Source organism: Granulicella sibirica (assembly GCF_004115155.1).
GTDB lineage: Bacteria > Acidobacteriota > Terriglobia > Terriglobales > Acidobacteriaceae > Edaphobacter > Edaphobacter sibiricus.
Map to the genome: position 1 here is coordinate 1 of NZ_RDSM01000007.1, position 12,573 is coordinate 12,573.

11 protein-coding genes are annotated in these 12,573 nt (G+C 55.5%); 9 read left to right on the forward strand and 2 right to left on the reverse strand.

The window, feature by feature from the left end:
• Nucleotides 1-171: 171 nt before the first annotated feature.
• Together GRAN_RS24230 and GRAN_RS24235 are read left to right on the forward strand one after the other, a co-directional pair.
• Nucleotides 172-951, forward strand: coding sequence for a hypothetical protein (locus tag GRAN_RS24230; RefSeq protein ID WP_128915659.1), 780 nt, complete (start codon nucleotides 172-174; stop codon nucleotides 949-951).
• 126 nt (nucleotides 952-1,077) lie between these two features.
• Nucleotides 1,078-2,244: a TrbI/VirB10 family protein gene (locus GRAN_RS24235; protein WP_161571155.1), complete on the forward strand. Its 1,167-nt coding sequence runs from the start codon at nucleotides 1,078-1,080 to the stop codon at nucleotides 2,242-2,244.
• 450 nt (nucleotides 2,245-2,694) lie between these two features.
• On the opposite strand, the gene GRAN_RS26530 is transcribed toward GRAN_RS24235, so the two are convergent.
• Nucleotides 2,695-3,159 (reverse strand): TolB family protein, encoded by a 465-nt coding sequence (locus tag GRAN_RS26530; protein WP_241655136.1) that lies wholly within the window; start codon nucleotides 3,157-3,159, stop codon nucleotides 2,695-2,697.
• A gap of 812 nt (nucleotides 3,160-3,971) precedes the next feature.
• The gene (locus tag GRAN_RS24245; protein ID WP_128915662.1) at nucleotides 3,972-4,463 is read right to left on the reverse strand and encodes a hypothetical protein; all 492 of its coding nucleotides are present in this window, start codon (nucleotides 4,461-4,463) and stop codon (nucleotides 3,972-3,974) included.
• Between the two features lie 549 nt (nucleotides 4,464-5,012).
• Between GRAN_RS24245 and GRAN_RS24250 the strand changes: the two genes are divergently transcribed.
• The 7 genes from GRAN_RS24250 (at nucleotide 5,013) to GRAN_RS24280 (ending at nucleotide 12,534) form a co-directional block, all read left to right on the forward strand.
• Entirely contained in the window at nucleotides 5,013-6,029 is a 1,017-nt protein-coding gene (locus tag GRAN_RS24250; protein ID WP_161571156.1) for an NAD(P)-dependent oxidoreductase, read from the forward strand.
• 10 nt (nucleotides 6,030-6,039) lie between these two features.
• On the forward strand, nucleotides 6,040-7,320 hold the full coding sequence (locus tag GRAN_RS24255) for an MFS transporter (RefSeq protein WP_128915664.1): 1,281 nt from the start codon (nucleotides 6,040-6,042) through the stop codon (nucleotides 7,318-7,320).
• A 464-nt stretch (nucleotides 7,321-7,784) separates the two neighbouring features.
• Nucleotides 7,785-8,204 (forward strand): hypothetical protein, encoded by a 420-nt coding sequence (locus GRAN_RS24260; protein ID WP_114210048.1) that lies wholly within the window; start codon nucleotides 7,785-7,787, stop codon nucleotides 8,202-8,204.
• A 10-nt stretch (nucleotides 8,205-8,214) separates the two neighbouring features.
• Nucleotides 8,215-8,877, forward strand: coding sequence for a hypothetical protein (locus tag GRAN_RS24265; protein WP_114210051.1), 663 nt, complete (start codon nucleotides 8,215-8,217; stop codon nucleotides 8,875-8,877).
• 9 nt (nucleotides 8,878-8,886) lie between these two features.
• On the forward strand, nucleotides 8,887-9,342 hold the full coding sequence (locus tag GRAN_RS24270; protein ID WP_114210054.1) for a hypothetical protein: 456 nt from the start codon (nucleotides 8,887-8,889) through the stop codon (nucleotides 9,340-9,342).
• Nucleotides 9,343-9,346: 4 nt separating this feature from the next.
• Nucleotides 9,347-9,691, forward strand: a complete 345-nt coding sequence (locus GRAN_RS24275) for a hypothetical protein (RefSeq protein WP_128915665.1) — start codon at nucleotides 9,347-9,349, stop codon at nucleotides 9,689-9,691.
• Nucleotides 9,692-9,885: 194 nt separating this feature from the next.
• Nucleotides 9,886-12,534, forward strand: coding sequence for a VirB4 family type IV secretion system protein (locus GRAN_RS24280; RefSeq protein ID WP_128915666.1), 2,649 nt, complete (start codon nucleotides 9,886-9,888; stop codon nucleotides 12,532-12,534).
• The last annotated feature ends 39 nt before the right edge of the window (nucleotides 12,535-12,573 follow it).

Below are 12,573 nucleotides of genomic sequence, written 5' to 3' on the forward strand. Positions count from 1 at the left end.
AGCCTGAAAGGAAAGACACCCAATCAGGTCCACCTCAACCGCCTGCCAGAAACCATGGCAGCCTAACCAAGACAGACCCTCCACCTAAGAATCACCGGAATCTGTTCAAACAAACCGAGCCACCTCTATCTCCGCCCAGAGTTCGAGTCGATCATCCATCTGCCCGAAGAGGTGATTTCAGTGGTTGTCGGCAGCCCAGGCTCCTTCAAAGTGGAACACAGCGAGGGCGAACCCGAGTACGTCTACGTGAAACCCCTCGTTCGCACCCGTTCGCAGAGTGATCTGCTTATCGCAACAAAGTCCGGGCAACACGTCGTTCTCGAGTTGATCAGCGACGGAGAGAGTGCGGACACGACTCAGCCTGTCGATTTCCTGCTTGAGTACAATTCTCCGCGGAGCTTAGTGGTCGCCGGAAGCCCAGTCGGGGATACGGTTCTCGCCAGCACGGTAGAACCTCCTTCTGCGCCCAGTGGAACCCATCCGTCGAAAGCTCTGTCAGCGATTGACGAAGAGTTCGAACAACAGAAGTCGATCAACGCCCCTGATTGGAAATTCTGGCAAGGTCAGCAAATCAAAACGTCGATTGGCGATATACGCCAGTGGAACAATCAGACAGCCATTTCCTACTCCGTTTTCAATGCGAGTGATAAGCCGGTCGAGATCGTGCCACCGCAAATACAGATTACAGGTCTGACCTCCAACAAAAAGAAGAGGGGAAAGAAAGATAAAGCAGGTATCCTTGCTGACCAGCTTGAGGTTAGTGACCACCGTTTGAGCACGACACGCCTAGAACCTGGAGGTCGAGCAGACGGAGTAGTTGTCTTTGATCGGCCGAACTTCAAGCAGTCAACAGAAAAACTGTTCCTGCAGATCGCTCAGGCGGATCAGGTCGACAAGCCGGTTCTGGTTCAGCTTCCGTTCACTCCTCCAATCGCCACCAACGGACGATAGAAAGGACTATTTGCTATGCAATCCGATACCACTAACTCAAACCTTCGCCGGCCTGGGCCGCTCGATCTCGAAGAGACTGCCGAACCCGCATGGGCAGAGAACCCGGGCCATGAGCGATCGACCCCTATGACGGCTAAAACTTCCGCACCTGGGCAGCAATTCGCAACCCGAGCGACCGCCGAGAAACTAAGTCCCGACAGAAACAAGATTCTGATCATTGGAGGCGGTCTTCTTGCTGCAGTTTTGTTTTTTGCCCTGACCATGTTCCTGGGTAATTCACCGGCAAAGAAAAGGAGTGCCTCCAGTCTCGCTCATACTGCACAACAGAGCGCGACCCCAAAGGGCAGCGTGACTCCGGTCATGGACACGGTGCATAGTCCGGCACAGAATAACTCGAGCGGACAGCTCGGTCCGGATGACATCAACCGCACGAAGGCGAGCTCTGGGAAATCGACGGTCAACAAGCCCTCGACCTCTAGCCAGAATTCTCTCCCGCCAGTTCCTACCCTCAACGGCAATCTCGGCAACGTGCCCTCGTTCGCAGATACGCAACAGCACTGGGAAGAGCCTAGACCCTACGGCGACGCCCCGGCAGCTTCAACACCCCAAACGCAAGAACAACAGAATGCTCTGAAGGAACCGTCTCTTGTATTTGTGAGAAATCTTCCGCAGAGTACGGACTCTTCTTCTAGAAGCGGAACACCAGAAGGGACGACACCCGTGTTGGATTTCGCCCCAGGGACACGCATTCTTGCAAAGCTTACGACTGAGATATCGAGCGCGGTACAGACACCTGTTATCGCGGAGGCGCAGTATACGTACGCGGTAGGCGATCGGGTCGTTATACCAGCAGGGGCTAAGTTCATTGGCCACCTGGAGCAGGCTGATCGTAGTGGTCTGGTGAGCGTTAGGTTCGACGAAGTGGACTTGAAAGACGACGACAAAGAGAAGATTGAGGCATTGGGCATAGGCCTCGATCTCGCGCCGATCAAAGGACTCGTATCAGGGAAAAATACCGGACGAAATTTCCTGGTTCGAACCGCATCCGGCATTGGTTCGGTAGCTGCGATGATCGTAGGCAATAACACAAGCTCTAGCTTCTCCGAGGACGACCTTATCCGAGAGAGGATCGCTGAAAACGCGGGGAATGCCGGGGATTCAAAACTGATGAATCTCGCCGTGACGAACAAAGTGGTCGTCTCTGTGCCAGCGGATAAAAAAATTTATGTGGTCTTCACGAAACGCGAGCAGAATACGCACACTCTTCATCCAATCGACCCCAAAGCCCCTTGAACTTCAAGTCCGCTGCATACACCCTCAGCCCCGGCAACGAACGCCGGGGCTTCTATTTGTCGATGAGCCGCGGATTGCAGTCAAGCTTGTGAACAGATTTCGCACGGCTAGAGAAGCCGATCAATTGCGAAATCGCCCTATTGTCGATTCCTTTGTGGCACTACACAGAACGCCCAATCACTGAAGCAGCACCCATTCACTCGATGCGAAGCAGTTGTAGATTGGAACCATGATCTCCGAATAGCACTGCTGGTTGAGTTGGTCCCTGAGAGATGCAAGAGCAAGGCTTATCCAGAAAGCAACTGCGCGTGTCATTTCTAATGCGATCTCGAGTGGTCGTGATGGGTGAATCTAGTTGGTCGGTGTAGAGTGCACGAATGAAGCTTTCTTCCAAGCTTTATCCCGGCCCCGGCACAGTTGCCTATGAAATTTGAGGTCGGTGCAGTCAATCTATCTGCTGGTCAGTGACTGTTTCCAAATCTGCTTCCACTGTGTCTCACGTGTGCGGGCGATCAGGTGCCCATCTGGTAAAACCCGCGGATGCAGCAGGTTCCCGGAGTCATGAGTGAACTGCTGAGGAGCTCCACCAGCGCGCGGTATGGAGAAAAGCTGGAGAAGATTACCGGCTAGTCCGCTAAAGATAATGTTTTTAGCATCGTGCGACCAGTCGAGTCCACAGTATGTGGTGCAAGCATAATCAAAGATCTTATCAGGATGAGATCCATCTGCACTGACAACCCACAGTACCCGTTTGTCATAACCCCGATCATCCTCAATACCAATCTCTTTACCGTCGGGAGACCATGAAGCCCACCGAACGCTATGAATATCGCTCGTAAGCGGAAGCATCTCTTTTTGGAGGACGGCGCCCGTCTCTGGATCCACAGTGAACACCCATAGCTTGGATATACCCATGGCCCCGCCGCGATCCCATGACGCGAACAGCAGCTTCTTGCCATCGGGCGACCAGTACGCCGGTCCCGTCTCCAGACCGAAGTCGGTCAGTCGTATCTCCGGAGCATGAACATCGTCGGCTTCGCGAAGGTAGATCGTCTGTACTTGCCTTGCTGTGGTACGAGGCGATGGGTGCGGGAGATCGATGGGAATGGAATGCGATCCACTTTCCGTTTGGAGACCAGGCCGGTGGAAAATCCTCGTGGTATCCGGAGACAATGATGAATGGTTGCGTCTTCCGTGTTCCCTTCGAATTGACGCCAACGACCGCATCATCGATGTCAAGCGGCTCGTCCGCCAAGCGTGTATCCCCGAAAAAATAAGCGATTTTTGATCCGTCAAGATTCCACATGGGAACTTGTCCGCCCGCAATGACCTGCTTCGAAACCCCGCCCGTTGACGGAAGCGCCACGATGGAATCTTCCACCTCGGAACGCACCCAGTACAGAGCGTTCCCGGCAACGGCAGGGCCAAAGTTGTCTCGACCAGCCGTTGCCACCACTGGATGCCGGTCTCCTGTTGCGAGATCCATCTGAGAAATTTTCAACCACCGGTCCGCATACCGATGTGAGCGCATCTCGTTGCTCGGAGCTCCGTGCGAAGCAAGAGAGGGGTAGACACTCTTTTGGTCTGGCGACAAAGCGATCTGACCACCGCATAGACTTACATCGAGATGGCCAGCAATCAGGTGGGATTCGCCGGTAGTCAAATCGATCGGAGATAAAGAGCCTTCGCCGACACTGTTCAGTGCCAGGTAAAAGAAGGAGGCGCTATCAGGCGAGAACAGCATCGCCGTTACCCTTGCCATCAGGCTTGTAGCCGCGTAGCTTTCCGGGGAGACCGACCAGCAGGGAATTCTCGGGGGCGGCAGCGTCAAAATACGCGATCTCCTTTGCATCGGGGGAGCATGTTGGCATAAAACGGTCAGGAATCGTAGCGAGCATCTCTCCACCGGGTGTCGGAAGGAACCATCCTGACCCACTTCCCGCTCGTCCAAGGCGCGCCAGCGAATCGGAGCCACAGAAGGCTGCACCCTTTAATTCGGTCAGATTCCCTTTCAAGAGAGCAGGTTCCTCACGGTCTCTAGTTATATCGTAAAGATGGAGATCATTTGGGTCGTTTCCGAAGAGCGCTTGCCTCGCGGTCGGTGAAATGCTGACCGGACTGAAGTACCGGTCGATCCAGTGATTTTCTGATCTTTGGAGAACGAACACTGGAGCGCCAACTGCATGTTCTTGTTCATAGGAATTCATGGAGCTGAGCATGACCGCGAGGCCGCCTAGGAGATTACCGAGAGGAATGCGCGTTTAAATGTTAGACGTTCGACATCGCCTGCCTTGATGATCTATAAAGAGCCAATGCTTACAACAAGTCTGCCATCACTCCGTTGATCGGACTGATCGATTGATGCAGTTTGTGCGGTCGGAACTCAAAGGCGCTTCCTTCTTTATGCTTGCAATTTTCTTCCTATCGCCAGCTCTACCAAATCAAGGAGCTATAGGCAACTGACGCCTTTTCACGGCGCAGCTCGGACTGGTTGCAGCTTAGCCTCGGAGCGCACCTGCGCACTCTGGGATACTCTGTGCAGCCCTCGCGTTGAACGTTGATTAGCGTCAGGGGGAACGACGCACACTTGCCCACCAGCATTTCTGTCCGCACTCGTCAGGAACTTGGCAGAAAACATGCCTTCATTTCTCGTTTGGTAACCATCTACTAATGGTGCCCCAAACCCGCGTTCAGATCGCCTTTTAGGCGAGTTCTCGAAGAAACCGGAAGGAGCTGACATTGGTTTCCATCCCATTAGGAGATTAGTTTTGGAAGTCGTCCTGTACTCCATCCCGCAATACCGCGCATTCGCAGAGTCATTTTGTTTTGAAATCTCGGAGATCAGACCAAATGATCGGTTCTACCTTACTGACGTCCATTGCGACACTCCTGCCATTAGGAATTGCGAAGTGTTGCTCACTCTTGGGCGTCTTACGGGCCAAGACTTATCTGCATATCGCTACCTGACTTTCATCCAAACTCTTTCGGCGGGATACGAGCAAATAGACTGTGAAGCCGCTTCCGCGGCAGGCATCTGGGTTTCTTATGCTCCTTCCGAACAGACTGGTAACGCCGATGCAGTCGCGGAGTTCGTGATCATGAACATCCTCACACTCTCTCGTAATCTCCTTGGTGCGCTCTCAGCGGTGACCAACGCACCTTTTGACCCACTTCCAGTCGCCCGAGGCCTCGGGGGGAAGAAAGTTTGTGTCGTAGGTTTCGGCGGCGTCGGTCGTGCACTTCTAGAAAGATTGAGGCCTTTCGGTTGCGATACGGTTGTCGTAACCAGAAATCCCAAAAAAGCGGGCTTGGACTTTGCACCGCATCCGCTCGAAGATCTCCCGGAAGTCCTTCGCACTGCAGACATAGTCGTTCTCTGTCTTCGTGCCGATAATCAGAATCGTCACCTGTTTGACGGGGCGCTATTTCATACTATGAAAGCCGGTGCACTCTTCATCAATGTCGCCCGCGGCTCCCTGGTTGATGAGATGGCACTGCAGACCGCTATCGAAACAGGACATCTCCGCGCCGCAGCTCTCGACGTTCTTGAAAACGAGCCCGTTAATTCTGCAAACCCTTTGGTCAGTCTTGAAAGGACGCTCATTACCCCACATTGCGCGGGATTTACCGACACCATGCTTCGCGGAACGATCGCGTATGTCGACGCTGTCTTATCAACATTTCAGAACGGCGAGCGCCCAGCGTCGTTGCTTAACGAGCCCCAGATGCCACGACGACAGCTGGCGCAACCACATCTAGAAACAGGATTCATCGGGACGCTGTAAACATCATCCTATGCCCAATCTAACAAAACAATTGAACACGCCAGCCAAGGTGCTCTTCGCCAGTCTTGTCGGTACGACTATCGAATTCTTCGACTTTTACATTTATGCCACCGCGGCCGTCATAGTCTTCCCTAAGCTATTTTTTCCTGCTGGCGACGCAACGGCTGCAACGCTCGCCTCTCTCGCCACCTTTGCCATTGCCTTCATTGCGAGGCCTATCGGCTCTACGCTCTTCGGCCACTTTGGTGACCGTGTCGGCCGCAAAGCTACACTGGTTCTTGCGCTATCGACAATGGGTTTATCGACATTCGCAGTCGGCGCGCTGCCAACTTACAAGACAGCGGGCGTTCTCGCCTCGCTATTGCTAGCGCTCTGCCGCGCGGGTCAAGGTATCGGTCTTGGCGGTGAATGGGGAGGCGCTATCCTGCTCGCGACGGAAAACGCTCCACCCGGCAAGCGTGCTTGGTACGGCATGTTCCCGCAACTCGGTGCACCCATCGGCTTCTTCTTTTCGAGTGCGACTTTCCTGCTGATCTCTAAATGGCTCAGCCCTGCGCAGTTCCTGAGTTTCGGATGGCGGCTGCCGTTCCTCGCGAGTGGGGTACTCGTCCTGTTAGGTCTCTATGTGCGCCTGACGATCACCGAAACTCCGGTCTTCGCCGCGGCGATGGAACGTCGCGAGCCCCATAGAGTTCCTATTTTCGCGGTGGTCAGAAATCATTTTGGCGTCCTCGTAGCGGCCACGCTTACTAGCCTGGCGACCTTCGTTCTCTTCTACGTGATGATCGTTTTTACCCTTACGTGGGCCACGTCCGCTTTGCACTATAGCAAGAACGAATTTCTTCGGATGCAGCTCATCGGCGTCGTATTCTTCGCACTCGCGATTCCTGCCGCCGCGCTGCTTGCCGAGCGCGGACGCAAGCGGGTCATGATCGCCATTAGTCTTGGCATCGCGGTCTTCGGGTTGTTCTTCGCACCGATGTTCCAGTCCGGTCACACAGGTGCACTCGTGATGCTCATCCTCGGCCTATCTTTGATGGGCCTTACCTACGGCCCGCTCGGCACAGTGCTGTCGGAGTTGTTTCCAACAGCCGTCCGCTACTCCGGCAGTTCGCTCGCCTTCAGCGTTGCAGGCATCCTCGGTGCGTCGCTCACGCCCTACATCGCAACTAAGCTGGCCACGGCCTATGGTCTACAGTACGTTGGCTACTATCTTAGCGCCGCGGCGGTGATTACTATCATCGGCTTGCTCGGCATTCGCGAGACAAAATACCAAGACCTGAACCTTTAGGGTTGCTTATCAAGGCGGAATGCTCAAGCATCGTTCGGCGGAAAGTCCCTACTGGGCCGCAAGCGATCCCAGACTTTCGCGGGAAAGGTCTGCTCTTCAAGTGAAAGTGTTTTCCACTCTCACCGGATGCTACGGCCGAGCATCTGCTTTGACCCATTGCTGAGCCGATTGCATCAAGATTACATTTGCCCGTATGACACTCCAGATGTGTCAGTCCTCCTCGTGACCGAGTTCGCCAGAGTGACAAGCCGTCTTTCCAGAGCTTAGAGGATGATGCAGTCGCATCGCGACGTGGCAATAGGTCGCACTCAGTTCAATTTTTCTTACGTATTGTCTTCTGCGGACGGTGGAATTCGCCGCGTTGGCCCCTTTTAAGCGTTCCGTCATTTGACGGAGTGTGGAAGTAACGGCACTTTCTTCTACACACGGATGCCCCGAGCAGCCGCGTACAGGAGAAAAACGTTATGACCACCCCATTGGCTTTCTGGCGGCCTGCTCGAGCATCCGCCACATCAACTCATCGCCCTAAGAAGCTGAACTGGGTTCATATTGCCCTCAAGTTCGCACTCGCAGCTATATTCCTCGGCAACCTCGTTCCGCTTGCCGCCAACGCTCAGAACCTCGGCACCGCGCCCCAGTTTGGACAAGCCGTGCAAGGTCAACAGGCAACCACGGTCGAAGGCACGGTGCTAAACATCGTGAACTGGGGCTGCAACGTGATTGCTCCGGTGATCGCGGTTGCATGTCTCGGTGTCGCAGGGTGGCACTTCAAGAGCGGCCGCGGCTACATGGGCTGGGGAGTGACCGGCGTTGCTCTCATGGTCATCTCCGGTCTCGGACGAATGGCTGAGGGCTTCATCACTCAAGCGCAAGGCATTCAGTAAGGAGCCCGCAATGCCTGTGCCGCAATTCCTTTCCGACCTTCTTCAGTTGTTGCTCGGTCTTGCCGTGCCAGCTGCGTTCTGCACGCTGGCCGCCGCCGGAGTGAGCCTGCGGCACGAAGGGGGAACCAACTTTCACGTCAATGGACGAACTGGAAAGTGGGTATTGTGGACCGTCGTATTCCTGACGCTCCCACAACTTCTGTCATGGATTGCGGCACAAGGCATTACGGTCCCATCGGGAAGCGGATCGATTGGAACAAGTTGGCTCGCCAGCATGCAGACGATCTTTTCCAACTTCGTGAACCAGATTGTCGTTGCGAAGTTCGTGCCAGTCCTCGCTGCGTACTTCGTCCTCAAGGCTTGCTTAGACGGAGCTGCAGGCGAGAACCCCCTTGCATCGATCGTAGCCGCACTCTTCCTGATGTCGTTATCGGCCACGATGCAGCTCATGCAGGGGTGGAATGACGGCAGTCAGTATGCGACCACCGACATGCTTGCTTCCCTATGGAACTACCTGGTCGGGCAGATTATGCCTGCGGCAGCTGGCCTCGCCTGCGTGGGAGCTGTCATCAATTTTGTCAGGCACAGACCCTGGACTCGGTTGGTCTTCGCCGCGATCTCTTTTCTGAGTGTGAGTGGTCTCCTCGCACTCTTCCAAGCCATGGCGGCATAGGAGCTGAGGATGAGTTTCAACGGAGCAATCACAAATCTCGCCTCCTGGGCAGGAAACACCATAATGCCGACGATGGCCGGGATGTTTTTTGCGAGCGCCGTCTATCGGTACAGCAAAAGCAGCCCATTTGAACACTTACTGTACGGCGGGTTCGCCTCGTTGATGTGTTCGGGAATGCTTCGCGCACTAGAAGGCTTCGTCCAGCATGCCGGCGCTACCAATGCCGACGCCTTCTGGTTGGCGAGCATGAGCTTGGTGAACTGGACGGCAAACGTAATTCTGCCCATGTTCGCTCTGACTCAACTCGCTGCGATGGCACTCCACATGGCCGGTGTGCTTTCAGAGATCTATCCAGGATCGACCTGGATCAGGAAGTTTGTCGCCGCAGTCGCAGCTCTCATGGTTTCGGGAGTGATGCGGCTGGCCGAGTCGATGGTAACGCAAGCACACGGGGTAGGAGGGTAGGCACATGAGTCTCGACTTGACGCCGGTCCATCGCAATCTCAATACGAAGGTGTCGTTCTTGGGTCTCGAGTTCGAGGATTTGATCCTCGTACTGGCCCTGGCAGCGCTGATGAACCTGCTGGCCCACTTCGTCGGAGACACCGCGCATGTCCTTGGCATGCCGCTCAACGTCTTCATGGAATTTGTCGTGCCAGCGTTGGCCGTCCCATTCCTGATCCTATTCAAGTATGGACGGCCGCGGGGCTATCTGACCGACCTGGTCCGCTCGTTCTTCTCCCCAAAGGCATGGTGCGCACTTGAACGAGATTCGGAGTTGACGCAGAGTTATGTTGCTGGAGAGGAGGAGTGACCTATGCAGGCTTCGATTGAAATGTCACGAAGTGGGTCTGTCGATGTACATCTCGACCCGGAAGCCGCGCGAGCAGTGTTTGCGAGTGTCCTGTTCGCGGCCCGATTCCATGAGGGCATCGCACCACTTGCTCGGATTGCAGAAGAAGGGTTGCGAGACGTGGCACCACCCACGCCGCAAGGAGGATCAAAAACATGCCAATGACCCACGAGCAACACGAGAAGAGTCTCAAGTCTCCGGCTGTTTGCGAACTGCTGCCCCTGCGCGACCTTCCTGCCGGAGACAACGTCATGGTGCGGACAAACGGGGCTTTTGTCGCCGGCTACGAACTACGCGGCATCCTGACCTACTTTGCCACCGACGAGGATCGAAACCAGACCAAGTCCATGCTCGAGGCTCTCTTTCGCAGCATTCCCGACGTCAGCATGCGGCTCCAGTTTCGGTATGAGATCTCCGAACATTTGGGAGATCTCCTCGACAGCTACGTCCAGCAGCAGCGGAGCCAACAGCCCGAGGTTATGGCGCTCGACGCACATCGAATGAGGATGTGGATGGAGAAGGAGCATAACGGCTTCTACTTCGAGAATCACCTCCATATCTATCTTGTGTGGGACCCGCGTATCCACGCTAAGCTCTACCACTCGGCGCAGCAAAACCGGAAGCTTGGTGGCTTCACGGTGAGCCAAAAGAAGGCGATCCAACGAACGCGTCGTGAGCATGAGACCTATCTTGCCGAGTTCGAGTCAATTCTCCGCGGGATCGAGGGGTCGATGGAGGCGACGAATCTGGGTCCCCGGAGACTATCCACTCAGGAGTTGTTCGAGGAACTCAAGCACTCCCAGCATCCGTCCCGCCGCGACCGCCGCCCCTATGTGCCAGGCGAAGAGTTGCTTGACTATCGCAGCGCACGTGAGCAGGCAACTCAGTCGAGCATCCTCAATGAGACAGAGAGCTACCTCAATATCGATGGCTACCTATATTCGGTCGTCAGCCTGAAAGAGCTTCCCGATGCCACATTCCCGGGGATGCTGCAGAACTTCTCCACGCTCGGGTTTCCCGTAGTCATCAGCGGACAGGTTGTCATCCCTGATCAGGTCAAGGTTCTCAAGGGTTATAAGAAGCGCCTGCAGAAGATGACCGCCGCGCAGAAGGACGCGAACGGCAACTTCAAATCGAATCCTGAAGCAGAGGTCGCGCAGGCCCAGCTCATTCAAATCCAGCGCGCCATCATCTCTTCTTCTCTCAAGACTGCGAAGCTGAGCCTGTCGGTGGTGGTGCGGACCTCGCAGCAGGCAGTCACCCTCGGCGATCTGGAACGTTCGGAGCGTGAGCTCGCCAATCGTACGCAGGAGGTCCTGAACGCTTTTACGCATATGAACGGTGCGAAGGCGGTGATGGAGTCCATTGCGAAGCGACGCATCTTTCTCGGGACACTGCCCGGTATGGCCGAGCCTGACAAGCGGGATCAGGACATGCTCACGTCTAATGTTGCCGATCTCGTCCCCGTAGAGATGCCGTGGACGGGCACCCGCCGGAGCCCTCTCATCCTGTTTGAGACACCCTATCGGCAGCTAATTCCGTTCTCTATGTTCGATCCGGACCTCTCAGACGCGAATGGCCTCCTGATGGCGAAGAGTGGCGGAGGGAAGACACTCGCCGCACAACAGATGCTGTTGATGGCGGCTCGGGGCAATCCCCTTATCTCCATCCTGGAACGTGGCGATTCGTATCAACCGCTGGTTGAACTGATGGGCGGAGAGATGATCGAGATGTCCCTCGACAGCGATCAGACAATCAATCCATGGGACCTGCCGAGAGGAGAGATCAAGCCGTCTAACGATCAGATTTCGTTTTTGAAGAACCTGACTCGCCACATGCTTGGTGAGAACACGCCTCCCGACATGGACATTGACCTGCTCGACAGCGTCCTGCTCGAAGCGATTGCCTCCACCTACAAGCGCTGCAGTGCGAAGACTTCGAACCCGGTGCCGCTTTTTGGAGATCTTGCGGCGGAGCTGGCGCATTGGCAGGACCGCGATCGCAACCAGAAGATCAACGCGATGGCCCAGATGGCTTCAACGAAACTGCGCGCCTGGGTGGACGAAGGACCCTATGCGCGGCTCTTCGATAGAACGACAACAGTTCACTTGAACAATCCATGGCTCTATTTCAACGTGGAGAAGTTGAAGGACGACCCTCGCCTCGAACGGGCCATGAGTCTGCTCATTGCTCATACGGCCACGTATCGCGCTTCGGGATCTACGGGGCAACCGAGCATTGTGCTGCTCGATGAATGCTGGGCGCTGCTGGAGTCGCCGATCCTCGCCAGCGTCGTCGTTCAACTCTTTCGCACTGCTCGTAAGCGCAATGCCAGTGTTTGGGGCATCAGCCAGACGCCGGAAGATTTCGTAGGTACGCCGGATCGGCCGAACGAGCACGGCGCCGGCATCGTCAAGAACGCCACGACCAAGATCATCGGCAAGCAGCCGGGTGACATGACAGCCCTCCGTGAACATGTCCACCTGAATGAGACGGCCCTCAATCAGATCAAAACATTTGCTCATCCCAAGAAGGGACATAGTGCAGAGTTCCTTATTGCGGTGGGCGAGAAGGCGGAGTCCACGCACGCCATCCGGATTGTTCCGAGCGCAGTCGACTACTGGCTTACCACGACCTACGCGCGGGAACGGCACTTCCGAAAGTGGTGGCTTGGCAAGCATCGGCAGCTCCCGCTCATCGAGGCATATGAGGCGCTTGCGGTGCAGTATCCGCGTGGATTGGCCTCGGTTGGACCTTTGGCGGTGGAACTGTCCGGAGAGATGCAGGAGGTTTCGGCACAATGAGCTACGACACCAACTCCAATACGGTTCCGCTCCTCGACA